This is a genomic window from Oxyplasma meridianum, from assembly GCF_038024865.1.
In the GTDB taxonomy this organism is placed as follows: domain Archaea; phylum Thermoplasmatota; class Thermoplasmata; order Thermoplasmatales; family Thermoplasmataceae; genus Oxyplasma; species Oxyplasma meridianum.
The window spans coordinates 1,482,893-1,498,748 of the sequence record NZ_CP133772.1; the positions used below are offsets into that span (position 1 = coordinate 1,482,893).

A 15,856-nucleotide genomic window follows, 5' to 3' on the forward strand; every position below is an offset into this window, starting at 1 on the left:
TAACATGAGGTACGACGCAGCAATAATAGGTTCAGGACCAGGTGGATATGCAGCAGCAATAAGGCTGGGCCAGCATGGCAGGAAAGTACTGTTGATTGAAAAAGACAGAATTGGCGGAGAATGCCTGAACTACGGCTGTATACCTTCGAAGGCACTTATAGAACTGGCAAATTCAATGCACTACCTGAAGGGCATGCCGGGTGCCAATCCATCGTTCAACCTGAACCTGAAGGAGTGGCAAACATGGAAATGGACCATGATAAACCGCCTTACTTCAGGGGTTGAAACACTCTGCAAGTCATATGGTGTTGAGATTGTGAAAGGCACAGGATTGATCCTTGATGAACATCACCTTTCTGTCAGTGAGGCCACTTATGAATTTGAAAATCTTATCGTGGCCACCGGATCATCTCCTGTGAAGATAAATGGTATTGACAGTCCGCTCTACAACAGGGAAATTCTTGACCTGCAGGAAGTTCCCAGAAGGCTTGTTATAATTGGAGGAGGGTACATAGGGATAGAGCTTGGAATGGCCTTCGCAAAACTGGGATCGCAGGTAACTGTTGTTGAGATGCTGGATAAAATACTTACAGGCGCTGATCCTGATCTTGTAAGGCCTATTGAAAGGAGGCTCAAGGAACTTAATGTAGGCATACTTACCTCCAACAGGGTCAGGAAGGTGGAAAAAAGCGGAGAATACTCTGTTGAGCTTGAAAACGGAGAGATATTGAAAGCAGACCAGGTTCTTCTCACCGTAGGCAGGAGACCCAATGTGACAGGTTTCGGCCTTGAGAGACTCAACCTGCAGATGGATGGTCCATTCATAAAAACGGACAGACATATGAGAACAAGCCTCCCCAATGTATATGCCATAGGAGATGTAGCTGGACAGCCAATGCTTGCACACAAAGCCTACTATGATGCCGAGGTTGCGTCTGACAATATATGCGGAATGGATAGCGTTGTGGATTACAGGGCAATGCCTTTTGTGATCTACACTGATCCTGAAGTTGCCTATACCGGAAAGAAATCAGTTTCCGAGAGCTCTTTCCCCACTGCAGCCAATGGAAGATCACTTACGATGAACAATACACTTGGAAGCGTGCATATTTATGCAGATTCAAAAGGCATAGTCACAGGGGGTGCGGTGGTTGCTCCCCACGCCTCTGAACTTATCAGTGAGATCAGCCTTGCAGTTGAATCGGGACTCATGGCCATGGACATTGGATTGACAATACACCCCCACCCCACCGTTTCGGAAGGAGTGAAGGAGGCCGCGGAGATGATTTATGGAAAACCTTTACACTTCAAACCTCGCGATTGATCTAGGTACCATTGGGTATGATGAGTGTTTAAAAATTCAGAAAAATCTCCTATCCAGAAGGCAGAAAGGTACCATACCGGACACCATCCTTTTTCTTGAACATCATCCCGTATATACTACCGGGAGAAAGGACGAACCCTCGAATTACAGTGGAATCTCTGTCATTAAAACTGAAAGGGGGGGTGATGTCACATATCATGGCCCCGGACAGCTTGTTGTATATCCCATACTGAAATTGTGGGAAAAGGATGGGAAGATAGACGTTAGAAGCTTTGTTGTGAAACTGGAAGAGATAGTGATCAGGTCATTGGAAAGATTTGGTTTCCAAGCCTTTGTAGGAGACGAGCCCGGGATATGGGTTAGTTATGGGGGGAAAAAGAAAAAAGTTGCATCCATGGGCCTAGCCATAGAAAAGGGTGTCTCATACCATGGCATTTCAATAAATACTGGAAAGGAGGTTTTGGAAGGTTTTTCCAGAATAAATCCATGCGGGTTGGACCCATCTGTGATGGGTTATGTAGACATAAACAGGATGGATTTAATTTCTGTCCTTGTATCAGAATTTTCAAATGTTTTTGGAAGGTTTGACATGAAGAGCCATGAATATCTTCAGGAAACATGACAAGCTGATTCAGTGCTGTTCCGCCTTTTTCCCCCTGATATCCCATATTCTTTCTTGAATCCCCTGCCTTTTGTTGGAAAGTAATGCCACCATGAAAAGGAGGGATGACAGCCTGTTCACATAGGCCAGAATATGGTCCGGGATTGAGAGTTCCTCCTTTGCATTTACTATTTTTCTCTCAAGCCTTCGCACAACAGTTCTGCCAAGATGCATGGATGTTGACTGGACCGTCCCGTCAGGAACAACAAAAAGCCTTGTGGGGCCGACCTCAGTGCGGTAGCTGATTACCCTCTTTTCCAGCCAGTCTATCCTGGCTGGATCAAGTTTCCTTGCATGTCCGGATGCAGTAATCTCTTCTCCAAGGGTAAAAAGATCCTCCTGGGCAATTCTGAGATCGGATCGGATGTCGTCCCATTTGGAAAAAGCAATTGCATTTCCTATGCTGGAGATAGCCTCATCAAGGGTTCCTTCCACCTCAACAAGTGCAGATGACTTTGAAACTCTTCTTCTGTCCCCTGTATCAGTGCTTCCGCTGTCGCCTCTTCTTGTGAACATAATACCTCAACACACCTAATTGGATTCCGTATAAAATATATGGCTGTTCTGCCACCATCATCCATAAAACAGGATTTCATAATTCGGCAGGTTTGAAGATGGAGGAGATGCAGGAAAAGAAAACCGATAATACTTATCTATGAGGCAAACATTATTATCCGTGACTCTAAACAGGGAGGATTATCTGCTTGTGGTCTGGGAATTTCTTGAATCCTTTGATTCTGTAAGCGAAATAGACATTTCCAGAAGGCTGAAGATATCTCCCCCCACTGCCCATGAGTATATACAGAAGATAATGGATGACGGAATGGTAAGAAAAATTGGAAAAAAAATTGATTTCACTCCAGCTGGAAGAAAGGCTGCCATACGGCTTGTAAGAACACACAGGATATCTGAGGTATTCGCATATAATATGCTGGAAGTGCCATGGGAAGAGACGCATTCCTCGGTTATGGAACTGGAACATATATTCAAGGACGATAGGGCTGAAACCCTCTTCAGGAAACTTGGAAGCCCCCTTACCTGCCCACATGGAAACCCGACAAATCCGGACCAGCGTATGGGCGACGTGCCATCCTCGCTAGTGAACGAAGGGACCTATAGAGTACAGAGAATTTCGTTTGAGGACCGTGACCTTTTGAAAACCCTTGCCTCCGTATCAATACTGCCCGGTGATAGTGTCAGAATATTCAGGGATGACAATATAGTGATTCAGGGAAGTAACGGAGAGATAAAACTCGCACCCTATAATGCCCAAGCGCTGAGACTGGCAAGAAAAGCCTGATTTCACATCATATTTTTAGAATAACTATGACTATATAGACCATGGTAAAATATATAGGTTATTTTAATCGTTATGGAAGAAATTGCCAATGGAAATATAATGGGCGATATTCAGGAAAGTCGGGAAAAAATCCTAGAGGATCTTGATAATGCAAAGACTGGGAAATTCCATTTCAAAACAATATTTATAACAGGAATGGGGTTTTTTTCAGATGCATATGATCTATTTGTTATTTCAGCGGCCCTGCCCATTATTGTGGCTGTCTTTGGCCTCACAGGATCAGACAATATTTTCGGAAGGACAACTGTCAGCATTTTCGGAATAGGCATAAATGCAGTATCAGTGGAAACTGGACTCATTGGATCTATGGCACTATTCGGCGCATTTATTGGGGCACTGGTATTTGGAAGAATTGCCGATAAAAAGGGAAGGAGATACATATACGGCCTGGAAATGAGCATTCTTGTGGTTTTCGCCATTGTATCAGCTCTCTCGGTTAATGTTACAATGCTGATAATATCAAGATTTATTCTTGGTATAGGCATAGGAGGGGATTACCCCATAAGTTCCACAATGATGAGTGAATATGCCAATGTTAAGAATAGGGGAAAGATGGTCTCATCAGTGTTTGCAATGCAGGGTTTTGGCCTGCTGCTTGGAGCCTTCATAGGTGTTGTGTCCATCTTTTTCCTTCCAACAGATATTGCCTGGAGATTCATGCTTGGCTTTGGCGCCATACCTGCAGCATCTGTCATATACCTGAGAAGAAAGATGAAAGAATCACCGCGCTTTGCTCTTCAGACTAGAAATGATTCCGCAGAGGCGGCGGCAGTGACATCCATAATCGGCAAAAATTATGGAGATGCCATAGTATCAGGGGGTGTCACTAAAAACTATAAGGAAGATCAGGGAAAAGGCCTTCTTAGAAAATACTGGGTAACCATAATTGGGACCTCCTTGAGCTGGCTACTTCTTGACATGGCATTTTACGGTACATCCATTAATAACGGTTTCGTCCTCCAGCACATTGGTTACGGCAGAGCCTCCACGATTCACCAGACTGTATTTAACCTTGCAGTTGGAAACGCCCTTATTGCTTCTTTGTTCGAAGTACCGGGATACTGGGTTGCAGTTGCCACCATCGACAGGGTTGGAAGGAAGAGGTTGCAGTGGATAGGCTTCAGCGTCATGGCACTTATGTACCTGATACTTGCCCTGAAATATACCACACTGATTCACAGTTTTATCCTTTTCTTGGCATTTTACGGGATTGCGTTTCTCTTCGGGAACCTGGGACCTAACACGACTACTTTCATACTTCCCACGGAACTCTTTCCAACCCGTATAAGAACAACAGGGCATGGAATTGCAGCTTCAACCGGAAAGCTGGGTGCTGGAATATTCACATTCCTTGTTCCTGTGCTTCTGGTTACAATGGATGTATCCGGAGTCCTTTATATCCTCTTCGGAATCGCAATGATGGGATCAATTGTTACCATGCTGACCATAAGGGAGACCAGAGGGAAATCACTGGAAGAATCATCATCCCTTCCTGAAAAGAGAGGGCGTTACTCTTCATTTTCTCCTGACTCAAAGAGATGATTGCCGCATTGGTAATCCCTCACTTTGGGCTTTGAATCTCCTGATTCATACCATAGGCTTATGGTTTTTGGGAATTTGGTTGTTCGCCATTATAAACTAAGAGGAGAACAAAGAACTGGAATGTAAAATTCTGTATTCCTGTCCCCCCTGATCTTAATTTCCATATCACTTTTTGCCATATTTCTGTCTTATCACTAAATATGACCATGTTATGGGAAATTACAAGTGGATATTTCACATCAATTACAAGCCATTGGATTCATCCACTTTATTCTGGAGTTTCACCATCTGGTATTGCAAGGTATCACAGTCGGAGAAATTAACAGGGCAGGTCCTGATTGAACCTCCGGCAAGTGACATGGTTCTATGACTGGGATTAAAGATTTTCCAGGGAGAATTCAACTCTTTTGTTTCTCTTCCCCTTGCTTTCAATCTTTTTCAATACTATCTTTCCGATCTCCCTTGAATCTGAGACATGTGTTCCACCATCTGCCTGTTCATCCAACCCGTCGATGACGATTATTCTCACAACATCAAGATTCTCTATGAGCCTTCTCCCCGGCTCTGTCCTTGCCAGGTTTGCCATCTGGAGTGCCTCTTCCCGTGGTACTTCCCTCTGGTAGATTCGGTGCCCTTCTCTTATGAATTTGTTGGATTTTTCAATTATATCTTCAACCAGTTCCCTGCTAAAATTATTCAGATCAAGGTCTATTCTGGCCCTGTCCTCATATATCTGGCCTCCGGTGAGCATACCCTCCTGAGAGAATCCTGATGAAACTATTCCGTCGAGAACATGTATTGCAGAATGATGCCTCATATGTGCATATCTTCTATCCCAGTCTATGACTCCATGAAATTTGTCTCCCTCTCTGATTTCAGATGCATCTTCAACTACATGGAGAATGTCGGATCCCTCTTTCTTCACATCGGCCACCCTGAATATTTTTCCCGACGGAGAAATCAGTTTACCGGTATCGTTGGGCTGGCCCCCTCCTGTGGCATAGAAGACTGTCCTGTCCAGGAAAATTCCATTCTCACTCGCCCCTGTAACGGTACAGTCAATATCCTTCTGGTACATCTCTCTCAAAAAAACCTTGTCAGTCAATGGACATTGAATCCGGCATTGAATATATAATTTATTGGGACATGCTTTAAGGTGAGTCTCTCTAAAAGTCTCAACTGAATGTTTAAAATGCAGGTATTTTATATGGTTCTAATTATGTTGAATGAACAGATTTGATGAATAAAGTTTAAATAATATTGGTAAATTATGGAGATATGTCACTTATAAAAGAAGAAGACAGAAAATTTCTTTCTGATGAATTTAACAAGTATTTGAAGGACAATGTTGACCTGATAGTCTTCACATCTGACAGTGCAGACTGCAAGTACTGCAAAGAGACCATTGAACTTGCCACTGAAGTAGCAGGAATAAATGACAAGATAAAGTTTACAGTATACAACATAGACAAGGATAAGGAAATAGCAAATGAGTATGGTGTCAACAAATTCCCAACAACAATAGTTGCCAGATCAGGGGAAAAGGACGGAAGAATAAAATATTCAGGACTTCCCTCAGGGTACGAATTCGGTTCACTTATTGAAGATCTCAAGACTGTTTCCAGTGGGGAGCCAGAAGTTTCATCAAAGGCCATAGAGATAATCTCCAAGATAGATAAGCCAATAACAATCAAGGTGTTTGTCACGCCCACATGCCCATACTGCCCTAAAGCAGTTGGAACCGCCCACAAGTTCGCTCTCCTGAACAAGAACATTACCGGTGAAATGGTTGAGTCCCTTGAATTTGAGAACGAGGCTGAGGAGGCAGGGGTTTCAAGTGTACCTCACATAGTCATTAACGGCGATGTACAGTTTGTTGGTGCATACCCTGACGACCAGTTTGCCGAATATGTAATGGAAGCATATAACCAGGCATAATTTATCTGTTAACAATTATTTAATTAAACACAACTCATTTATTTTTACTCTGCATATCCAACCATGTCAGCAAAAGAACTTTTGGAACAGATTGTGGGCAAAGCAAACGGAAATGAGGCCGTTAAGAAGGATTTGACTGGATTCAATAAGGTGTTCCAGTTCAAGGTATCGGATTCCTCTCCCTTTTATGTGGCAATAGAAAATGGATCTGTGTCACTTAAAGATGGAGAAACCCCTTCGCCTTCCACAACCATTAGCGGAACTGATGCAGTGCTCTCTGATATGTTTTCTGGAAAACTTGATTCAATCAAAGCCTTCATGTCAGGGCAGATAAAGGTTTCCGGGGATGTGTTCAGCGCTCAGAAGCTTACAGGAGTGATCTCCAAGCTGAGAGCGTGATCTCTTTGGAAATCAAAAAAATAGCAGTTATCGGATCCGGCCTTATGGGACATGGAATTGCTGAGGTTTTTGCACTTTCAGGTTTTGATGTGAGAATTGAGGATGCTTTTCCAGAAGCGCTGGAGAAAGCTAAAGCCTCGATTGGGAACAGCATTGAGAAACTGGTCAGGTCAGGCAGGATAGATGAGGAAAATGGAAAATCCACACTGACCAGAATAACCTACTTTTCCCAGATGGAACCGGCGGTTAAGGATGCTGATTTCATCATTGAAGCAGTTCCGGAAATTCTGGAACTCAAGAAGGAAGTTTTCTCCGAAATAGATAAATTTGCAAGGCCTGATGCCATAGTTGCATCCAACACGTCCAACTTCAAGATTTCAACTCTGGCCGAAAACATGAAGCACCCTGAAAATGTAGTTGGCATGCATTTCTTCAACCCCCCTGTTGTCCTGAAGCTGGTTGAGGTCATAATGGGAGAGAAGACATCCAAGAAAGTTTTTGATGAGACATTCCAACTTTCCAAAAAGATAGGAAAAACGCCAATAAAGGTTCTGAAAGATTCCCCAGGGTTTGTTGTGAATCGTATAAATGCACCTGAGAGTCTCTTCTTCTGCCTTCTGCTTGACCAGAAAGTTGCAAAACCTGAAGAGGTGGATACATTCGCAAGGGGGCAGGGACTCCCCATGGGTCCATATGAACTCATGGACTATGTGGGAATTGACACGGTTGTCCATTCTCTTGATTACTATGCCCAGGAACTTAGTCCTGAATATGGAAAATGTAAATCGTTCAAAACCATGTATGAGAGCAAGAACCTTGGGCTGAAGACAGGAAAAGGTTTTTACAACTGGAAAGACGGTCATGCTGAGATTCCAAAGGTTTCCCCATCAGAGAAACTTGAACTTATGGATGTACTTGCTGTGGAACTCAATGAGGCTGTAAAGTTAATAGAGGAAAAGGTAGCTCTTCCGGCTGATATTGAGATTGGTGTAAAGCTTGGAATGAACCGTCCTTTCGGGCCTATCTCTGTAGCAGAAGGGCTGACAAACGCCGAGGTGAAAAAGAAGCTTGAAACCCTTGCCGCAAATTATGGGACATCTGTTTTCCAACCTGCTGAGAGTATAAAGAATGGAAGGCTGAAGGAGATCATTTCGATAAAATCATTTGACGATGGCAAAAAAACTTCAGCCGAACATGAGGTCTCCACAGGGTCTTCAACGGGGTCCCAGGATCATTTAGTAATAATGGAAAAACTTCCTGGAAAGGTTGCAAGGCTTTCAATAAACAATACAAAGAATAACCTGCTGAGTTCGGAGGTACTATCAGACCTTGAGAGGAATATACTGGCATTATGGAACGACCACGATGTAAATGTCATCATAGTGACAGGAAAGGGTCCTGTATTTTCAGCCGGAGCACAACTTTCTCAGTTCTTCCCGGGATCAATGGACTTTATGGAACATTCCAGGAAGGGAGAGCGGATATTCAGGCTCCTTTCCGAAATACCAAAGATAACCATCGCGGAGATGAAGGGGTACACACTGGGAGGTGGATTTGAACTCTCCCTTGCATGTGACCTTAGGGTTGGCACAGAGGATGTTCAGATAGGTTTTCCGGAAGTTACCCTTGGCCTTGTTCCCGGATGGGGTGGGACACAGAGACTTCCCAGGCTTATTGGAACATCCCGCGCCTCTTACCTGATACTTACAGGAACCAGGTTCAGCGGGAAGGAGGCATTTGACATGGGTATTGTTAACCGCCTTTTCCCCAAGGAACATGTGGATGAAGAGACCAGTAAGTTTGCCGAAGAACTTGCCCAGAAAGCAGCGCCAACAGCTGCGGCACTTGCTAAGAGACTGATAAACAAGGGATCTGAAGTGCCCATGGATGCTGGACTTGAGATGGAATCCATAGCCATGGGGCTGCTTTATGGAACTGAAGATCTCAAAGAGGGAATCTCTGCTTTTCTTCAGAAGAGAAAACCTGAATATCCTGGAAGGTAGGAATTTTTCAAAACCTACCTCACAACATTTTCATGAAGAAACTGGGAAATATCCACCACACTTTTTTCTGACCCCAGGTTTGCATAGCATATTGGACATGCCGTGATTATTCTCTCTGAACCGGTCTCCATGAGATTTTGTATCCTTTCCCTGCTTATCTTCTCCGATAGATTGGGGTAGATAAGATCATTTGGGCCACCGCAGCACATGGTGCGTTTCCCGCTCCTGCTTGGAAGTACAAGGTTGGAAAATGATCTTACAAGATCAACCGGGACGTTGTATGGATCTTCACGCAGTGAGAAATGGCATGCCTCATGCATTGTAACCTGCCCCCCAACTTTCCTGAATTTCAATTTTTTCATGTAGTCCAGATAGTGTGTCACCTTGAAATCAAAATTTTTAACGTAAACCGGGTACTGATTCTTCAGTAGATCGTAAGTATGTGGATCAACAGTGATAATCTCCTCTGTCCCCATCTTCCTGAACATGTCAGCTACCTGGTTTGCATATTCCCTGAACTCCTCCTCGTATCCAAGATCATACAAAAATGTCCCGGGGTATGGCTCGTCCTCCCCCATGTACCTAAATTCAATACCAGCCTTTCCAAGAAGGTCAGCAATATATTTCAGGTATGAATTCATGGTTATTGCCATTTCCCTGTTGTAAAATAAACCTGTAGCCTTTATGAGTGATGGTCTTCTTGAAATTGCCCTTCCAAGGATGGCGGTATATCTTGATCCCATGCGCATGCTCATTTCTGACAGTTTCTTGCTGTAGGGCATGATCTGATACATATTGCCTGTGTAAAGAAGGGAAGTGCTTCTCTGAGAAAATGTCAAACCTTCAGCCCATCCCGAGATTTTCCTGTTAAGCCCAAGGGGATCATGATATTTCCTGGTGGTGCTTACAATCATGTTTGCTGTCTCTTTTCTGTTATCCATTTCAGTATATTTCTGTGAAACTATTATCTCTCTGGAGATATGGCTCACTTTTCCTGCATTGACTCCCGCAGGGCATACCTGCACACATGCGAAACAGTCAAGGCATGAATAGAATGAATCGGAAAGATCCATTGTGGTTCTGCCGTTCTGAATCAGATCACTAAGAAGAGACTTACCCAGATCCACCCTTCCTCTCGCACCCTTTGACATGGTATATCCGGATGCCGGATATGTTGGGCAGACCGATTCGCAGAAGCCACAGTTTATGCAGTTCTCAACCTCTTTCTGCAAGTCTGCAACAAGATCTTCACTCAAGTATCTTCCCCCGATTCAATATGCCTTTTGGGTCAATAATTTTCTTTATCTGCTTCATCATTTCAATGGTATATTCTGAATTTCTCATCCTGAATTCCCTGGAGAGAAGTTCCTTCTTTTCAATGCCTATTCCATGCTCTGCTGAAACTGATCCTCCAAGGTTGACAGCTATCTCCCCTATCTCCATCTGGAATGCATCCACTTCCTTCATGATCTCCTGTTTTGCCACATCTGCATATATATTGCAATGTATGTTCCCATCACCTATATGTCCGAAAAGTGCCACCTTAAGGCCATGATCATAACCTTTCTTCTCTATGGATTTCAGTGCTTCAGGAAGTTTTGATGCCGGAACAACCACATCCCCTATGACAACTTTCTGGGTGGATGTCTCCCTCTGCTTCAGGAGAGATGAATAAGCCCCCTTCCTTGCAGCATACATTTCATCCATTACCTTAGGATCTCTGGTTTTTGAAATGCTGATAGGATTTAGTTCGCTTATCTTCCTGTAAACACTTTCCAGCATTATATCAATTGACTGGGCTGTAGAGGTCACGTCCATTATGAGCAGGTACTTTGCATCTTTTGGAAATTTCAGTGACGTTGTGCTTTCCAGTGAATCCATTGTTATTCTATCCAGGAACTCAGCGATCATGGGCATTATTCCTATTTTCTTGATTTCTGAGATGGATTGTCCCACCTTTTCGATCTCTGAAAAATATGCTGATACCCTTCCCTTCTCTTCCGGCAGAGGCCATATTTTAAGATAAGCCCTCGTAATGACACCAAGGGTCCCTTCACTGCCCACCATAAGAGCAGTAAGATCATAACCTGAACTTCTCTTGAGTGTTCTCCCTCCAAATTTCACAATGTTTCCATCTGCCAGAACAACATCCAGTCCCAGAATCCAGTTCTTTGTTGTTCCATATAATGAAGCCCTGAGCCCTCCTGCATTTGTGGAAATGCTTCCTCCAACTGTTGCTGCCATAGAGCTTGCAGGATCTGGTGGATAGAAATATCCTGATCTGGCCAGGGCTTGGTTCAGGGCGTCAAGCCTTACTCCTGGCTGGACTACAGCGAGATTGTCCCCTGTGCTTATCTCCTCTATTCTGTCAAATCCAGCCAGACTCAGCACTATTCCCTTTTCTGAAAGGATAGAGGAACCTGTCAGGGAGCTACCCCCTCCTCTTACTGTTACAGGCATATTGTTATCATAGCACAGTTTCATGATTCTGGATACCTCCTGTGTATCCACAGGAACCACTACCGCTAATGGCAATACACCTTCAAAATAGGATGCATCGTTTAGGTAGGGTATCATATCCTCTTTTGACGTGAAAACATTATTTCCGGAAATTTTTTTAAGTTCCTCCAAAAAATCCATTTTATCAGTTATAAATAAACCTTGAAGTAATAAGTTTTTCCAGGTTATCTGAGGGCAGAAAAGTTGCTGGTGGCTGAATCTTAGTATCCTGGTGTTACTAAATCTTTGCAAAAGGATTATATTACTATCTTTTATGTTGGTGAGCCTGAATTCCATTTATAGATCAGGTGAATTGCCACTGTAGCTCAGCTGGTAGAGCAGCTGATTTGTAATCAGCAGGTCGGGGGATCGAAACCCTCCAGTGGCTTTAATAAAGAGTTTTGCCTGAGTTATTCTAAAATCTTCAGTTCTTTGTTTTCAATAAAGAGTTTAACAGCTTCGCTTTCAGTTCAACATTCTCTAAAAGATCTAATTATATATGCCTCTTTAGATCAAGGATATAATTTTCATATGCCTCATGATTGTTTCCTGATTCCATAAACTATTGTTATGTACTCATGAAAATACTTTTAGATTCCCAAAAGGATGGGTTGGGGTAAAGATCCGAAACAAGGGATTATCACCTACCTCTAAAATTCCCATCCCTTAGACTCCTCAATGTAGCGTTTACAATCCCATTCTTTATCTATTATCCTCTTCCATTTCATGGGCAGACCTTCAGATTAATCAGTTCTGATTCTATTTTAAAGCACTTGACCAAATCCATGCACATGTCAAAATTTCACTTTTTGTAAAGACCTGACTTCCGTTAACAACTAGTCTACACATTTATTCATAGAATTATGTCGATTTCATGGAGATTAGGATAAAAGAGTTACTTTTTGTCACGCCCCTAGAAATATTAAAATTCTATTCACAACTATAGGTTCCAGGGATGGAGTTCCCCTTTTAACTGTCCATAAAAGGACTGATAACTCCTGTTACCATGGTATGAATCACTAAAAAGTTCATAAGCGAAAAATAACAGGGGTGAAAAAGTTGGTATTTCAAAGTATTCTTTATAAAGATCCTGAAAACGGGGTAGAATATAGAGAGGAACAGCCGGATTTCTTTGTGGATCTCAACCTGGATCAGGTGATCAGGACAATAACAGATTCGAAAAAAGATTACAACCTTGATTCTATATTTTACAATCCGTTAAAGAGGATAAGCGATGTGACATACAGGCAGAATGTCTTTCGGGATCTACAGAATGAAAATGTCATCCAATACATAAAAGTTTTTTCAGATAAGATGGAGAAAATGCACAGATACCTTTCCGGCATAGAAAATCTTTACCTATATCAGAAGGAAAGATGGCTACTGGATGCAGCTGAGATATACTGTGAAGCAGTTCAGACCCTTTTCAGCAACCTTAGGATCGAAAATCCAGGATCTGATGGTATCAATGGATTACTTGAATATATTGAGACGTACATAAATTCCACAAAATTTACAGATCTGAAGGAAGAGACGTCGGTCCTCAGGTCAAAACTTGACGCTGTCAAATTCACCATGATAATAAAGACCGGGAAAATAGTCGTGAAAGAATACAATGGGGAGGAGGATTACAGTGCAGAGATTAAAGAAGCATTTAGCAAATTCAGTGAAACTGAATCTGTAATAAAAAAAATAAGAATTCCTCAATTCTCAGGAATGAATCATGTTGAGGCGGCAGTTCTTCAGCTTGTAGCAAAGCTATATCCTGAAACTTTTCAGAGTCTTCTTGATTATTACCAAAAAAACAGTGATTTCATAGATTCCACAATTGAGAGATTTCAGAAAGATATTCAGTTCTATCTTGCATATATTGATCATATGGCTGCTTTCCGGGATTTGGGTTTACATTTTTCCATCCCTGAGATGTCTCAAAAAAGCAAGAATATATTCTGCCACGATGGATTTGACATTGGACTGGCTTACAAACTTTCTAAGGAGAAAAAGACTGTGGTTACAAATGACTTTGCCCTTTATGACAATGAACGCATAATTGTTGTGTCAGGACCCAACCATGGTGGGAAGACAACCTTTGCCAGAATGTTCGGTCAGATTCATTATCTTGGAAGCCTGGGATTGCCGGTTCCTGGAACAGGATCACTCCTTTTCCTTTTTGATAGCATATTCACACATTTTGAGAGATCTGAAAATCTGGACAATGAAAGGGGGAAGCTTGAGGATGATCTGGCGAGGATAAAGTACATAATTGATAAAAGCACTCAAAACAGCATAATAATAATAAATGAGATGTTAAGCTCCACCACACTGAAAGATGCGGTTAATATAGGAAAGAAAATAGTTTCTTATATACTGAATATTGGATGCCTCTGTCTCTACGTAACTTTCCTTGATGAACTGGCATCCATTAATGGCACCATAAGCATGGTGAGCACTATTGTCCCAGAGAATCCGGAAGAAAGAACTTACAGAATAGTGAAACAACCTGCTGATGGCCTTGCTTATGCAATGGCACTTGCAAGAAAATATGGAGTGACTCATGATGACATTTTAAGGAGGATCGTTTCGTGAAAATATTTCTTATGTATCCTGACAGAAACCTGAATCCGGATATTGAGTTTCCATGGAATGAGAATTTTCTGGTAGATGACCTTGAACTTAACCGGATATTCCATAAAATGGCAGGAACAGACAAGTTTCTTTATGGAATAGTCAAAAAAGTTATTATGAACAGTGAAACTGACGTTGAAACAATATTGCACAGGCAGGCAGTCCTAAAAGACTGCATCCAAAACAGTACATATGTGAGGAGAATTTATGAAATTCTTGTGAGATCCCTTGCGGAAGAGAAGAAACAGTATTTCTGGTTCAGCCAAACAAACCCGGGACTCATCCTTCATGAATCCATCAAGGTCATGCGGATCTTCATCAACAGTTTCGGGGAACTGAGAAAAATAAGCGACAGCAGGTCTGATGAGTTTCAATCTGAAGGCTTCAGATCACTGTTCTCCTTGATAAAAAATGAACTTGATGATGCATATCTTTCACAGATTGGAGATTTTCTGAATACACTGAGTTTCACCAGAGGCGTTCCTGTAAGTGTTCAACTAGGGCGGGGAAATGAGGGGGAAAACTATACACTCCTGAAACCCACTGAGAAGAAAACCATATTTTCAGGAATAATTTCCCATGGCAGGGAAAAGAACTACACATTCACTCTTGGGGACAGAGATGAGAGTGGTGCACAGGCAATAGTGGAGATGAGAAACAGGGGGATCATAAACATAACCAACGTACTGAAAGAATCTGCAGAGAACGTTCTTTCTTTCTTTTATCTGCTGCGTAATGAACTTGCGTTTTATATTGGATGCCTAAATCTTTATGACAGTATCACTGGAAAAGGATATCCAGTCTGCTTCCCGGTGCCCGTGGAAGGAAGAGGAAATATCCTCTCTTTCAAGGGAGTTTACGACATTTCACTGAGTCTTGGAACTTCTGAAAGGGTTGTTGGCAATGATTTAAGTGCTGATGGAAAGGGCCTCGTCATAATAACCGGCACAAACCGTGGAGGAAAGTCAACTTTCTTAAGAAGTGTCGGTCAGTCTTTACTAATGATGCAGAGTGGAATGTTTGTCCCTGCTTCTTCCTTTATCTCTGATTTAAGAATAGGACTATTTACACACTTTAAGAAGGAGGAGGACAGAGGAATGACCATGGGGAAACTGGATGAAGAGCTTGACAGGATGAGTTCCATAATCGACCACATGAGATCCGGATCTATTATCCTCTTCAATGAATCTTTTTCTGCAACAAATACCAGGGAGGGTTCCCAGATATCAGGCAGTATTGTTGACGCCCTAATTGAGAAAGGCATAAAGGTCCTTTTTGTAAGCCACCTGTATGAATTTTCCATAAGCTATTATGAGAAGAGAAGGAGGGAGACTCTCTTCCTGAGAGCGGAAAGAAAAGCTGATGGTACTCACACATACAGGATTATTGAAGGAAATCCACTTGAAACAAGCCATTCAGAAGATCTGTTCCGGAAAATATTCGGTGACGAAATGGAGAACCCACCTGCAGAAGAATCAAAGAAACTGGAAACATCTTGATTTTCC

13 protein-coding genes, 1 tRNA gene and 1 riboswitch are annotated in these 15,856 nt (G+C 42.4%); of the genes, 10 read left to right on the top strand and 4 right to left on the bottom strand.

What is annotated here, in order from left to right; translation table 11 throughout:
• Window positions 1–4 precede the first annotated feature (4 nt).
• Window positions 5–1,324 carry a dihydrolipoyl dehydrogenase gene (lpdA, locus tag OXIME_RS07715; RefSeq protein ID WP_393971261.1) on the top strand — a complete coding sequence of 440 codons (1,320 nt, stop codon included), beginning with the start codon at window positions 5–7 and terminating at the stop codon, window positions 1,322–1,324.
• Complete coding sequence (gene lipB, locus OXIME_RS07720) at window positions 1,290–1,946, top strand: lipoyl(octanoyl) transferase LipB (protein WP_393971262.1); 657 nt, start codon at window positions 1,290–1,292, stop codon at window positions 1,944–1,946. The genes lpdA and lipB overlap by 35 nt, the downstream gene beginning before the upstream one ends.
• A 9-nt stretch (window positions 1,947–1,955) precedes the next feature.
• On the opposite strand, the gene OXIME_RS07725 is transcribed toward lipB, so the two are convergent.
• Window positions 1,956–2,501 carry a cob(I)yrinic acid a,c-diamide adenosyltransferase gene (locus tag OXIME_RS07725; RefSeq protein WP_393971263.1) on the bottom strand — a complete coding sequence of 182 codons (546 nt, stop codon included), beginning with the start codon at window positions 2,499–2,501 and terminating at the stop codon, window positions 1,956–1,958.
• Window positions 2,502–2,661: 160 nt separating this feature from the next.
• On the opposite strand from OXIME_RS07725, the gene OXIME_RS07730 reads away from it, so the two are divergent.
• Both OXIME_RS07730 and OXIME_RS07735 read left to right on the top strand, forming a co-directional pair.
• Window positions 2,662–3,285 carry a metal-dependent transcriptional regulator gene (locus OXIME_RS07730; protein ID WP_393971264.1) on the top strand — a complete coding sequence of 208 codons (624 nt, stop codon included), beginning with the start codon at window positions 2,662–2,664 and terminating at the stop codon, window positions 3,283–3,285.
• A gap of 72 nt (window positions 3,286–3,357) precedes the next feature.
• Complete coding sequence (locus OXIME_RS07735; RefSeq protein WP_393971265.1) at window positions 3,358–4,887, top strand: MFS transporter; 1,530 nt, start codon at window positions 3,358–3,360, stop codon at window positions 4,885–4,887.
• A gap of 376 nt (window positions 4,888–5,263) precedes the next feature.
• On the opposite strand, the gene OXIME_RS07740 is transcribed toward OXIME_RS07735, so the two are convergent.
• Window positions 5,264–5,992: an alanine--tRNA ligase-related protein gene (locus OXIME_RS07740; RefSeq protein WP_393971266.1), complete on the bottom strand. Its 729-nt coding sequence runs from the start codon at window positions 5,990–5,992 to the stop codon at window positions 5,264–5,266.
• Between the two features lie 173 nt (window positions 5,993–6,165).
• On the opposite strand from OXIME_RS07740, the gene pdo reads away from it, so the two are divergent.
• The 3 genes from pdo (at window position 6,166) to OXIME_RS07755 (ending at window position 9,227) form a co-directional block, all read left to right on the top strand.
• Entirely contained in the window at window positions 6,166–6,825 is a 660-nt protein-coding gene (gene pdo, locus OXIME_RS07745; protein WP_393971267.1) for a protein disulfide oxidoreductase, read from the top strand.
• A gap of 63 nt (window positions 6,826–6,888) precedes the next feature.
• Window positions 6,889–7,224, top strand: coding sequence for an SCP2 sterol-binding domain-containing protein (locus OXIME_RS07750; protein WP_393971268.1), 336 nt, complete (start codon window positions 6,889–6,891; stop codon window positions 7,222–7,224).
• Entirely contained in the window at window positions 7,221–9,227 is a 2,007-nt protein-coding gene (locus OXIME_RS07755) for a 3-hydroxyacyl-CoA dehydrogenase NAD-binding domain-containing protein (protein ID WP_393971269.1), read from the top strand. Before OXIME_RS07750 ends, OXIME_RS07755 begins: the two co-directional genes overlap by 4 nt.
• 14 nt (window positions 9,228–9,241) lie before the next feature.
• On the opposite strand, the gene OXIME_RS07760 is transcribed toward OXIME_RS07755, so the two are convergent.
• Window positions 9,242–10,483: a (Fe-S)-binding protein gene (locus tag OXIME_RS07760; protein ID WP_393971270.1), complete on the bottom strand. Its 1,242-nt coding sequence runs from the start codon at window positions 10,481–10,483 to the stop codon at window positions 9,242–9,244.
• Window positions 10,476–11,867, bottom strand: a complete 1,392-nt coding sequence (locus OXIME_RS07765; RefSeq protein WP_393971271.1) for an FAD-binding oxidoreductase — start codon at window positions 11,865–11,867, stop codon at window positions 10,476–10,478. Before OXIME_RS07765 ends, OXIME_RS07760 begins: the two co-directional genes overlap by 8 nt.
• A 174-nt stretch (window positions 11,868–12,041) precedes the next feature.
• Here OXIME_RS07765 and OXIME_RS07770 point away from each other — a divergent pair.
• From OXIME_RS07770 to OXIME_RS07780, 3 genes are all read left to right on the top strand, one after another.
• Window positions 12,042–12,114, top strand: a tRNA-Thr gene (locus OXIME_RS07770).
• A gap of 554 nt (window positions 12,115–12,668) precedes the next feature.
• Window positions 12,669–12,734, top strand: a riboswitch (Fluoride riboswitch).
• A 51-nt stretch (window positions 12,735–12,785) separates the two neighbouring features.
• Window positions 12,786–14,312 carry a MutS-related protein gene (locus tag OXIME_RS07775; RefSeq protein ID WP_393971272.1) on the top strand — a complete coding sequence of 509 codons (1,527 nt, stop codon included), beginning with the start codon at window positions 12,786–12,788 and terminating at the stop codon, window positions 14,310–14,312.
• Entirely contained in the window at window positions 14,309–15,850 is a 1,542-nt protein-coding gene (locus OXIME_RS07780; protein WP_393971273.1) for a MutS-related protein, read from the top strand. Before OXIME_RS07775 ends, OXIME_RS07780 begins: the two co-directional genes overlap by 4 nt.
• The last annotated feature ends 6 nt before the right edge of the window (window positions 15,851–15,856 follow it).

Coding starts and splice junctions, on each gene's coding strand:
- OXIME_RS07750 (WP_393971268.1), top strand. CDS start 6,889: ATGTCAGCAAAAGAACTTTTGGAACAGATTGTGGGCAAAGCAAACGGA.
- OXIME_RS07765 (WP_393971271.1), bottom strand. CDS start 11,867: ATGGATTTTTTGGAGGAACTTAAAAAAATTTCCGGAAATAATGTTTTC.
- lpdA (WP_393971261.1), top strand. CDS start 5: ATGAGGTACGACGCAGCAATAATAGGTTCAGGACCAGGTGGATATGCA.
- OXIME_RS07735 (WP_393971265.1), top strand. CDS start 3,358: ATGGAAGAAATTGCCAATGGAAATATAATGGGCGATATTCAGGAAAGT.
- lipB (WP_393971262.1), top strand. CDS start 1,290: ATGGAAAACCTTTACACTTCAAACCTCGCGATTGATCTAGGTACCATT.
- pdo (WP_393971267.1), top strand. CDS start 6,166: ATGTCACTTATAAAAGAAGAAGACAGAAAATTTCTTTCTGATGAATTT.
- OXIME_RS07725 (WP_393971263.1), bottom strand. CDS start 2,501: ATGTTCACAAGAAGAGGCGACAGCGGAAGCACTGATACAGGGGACAGA.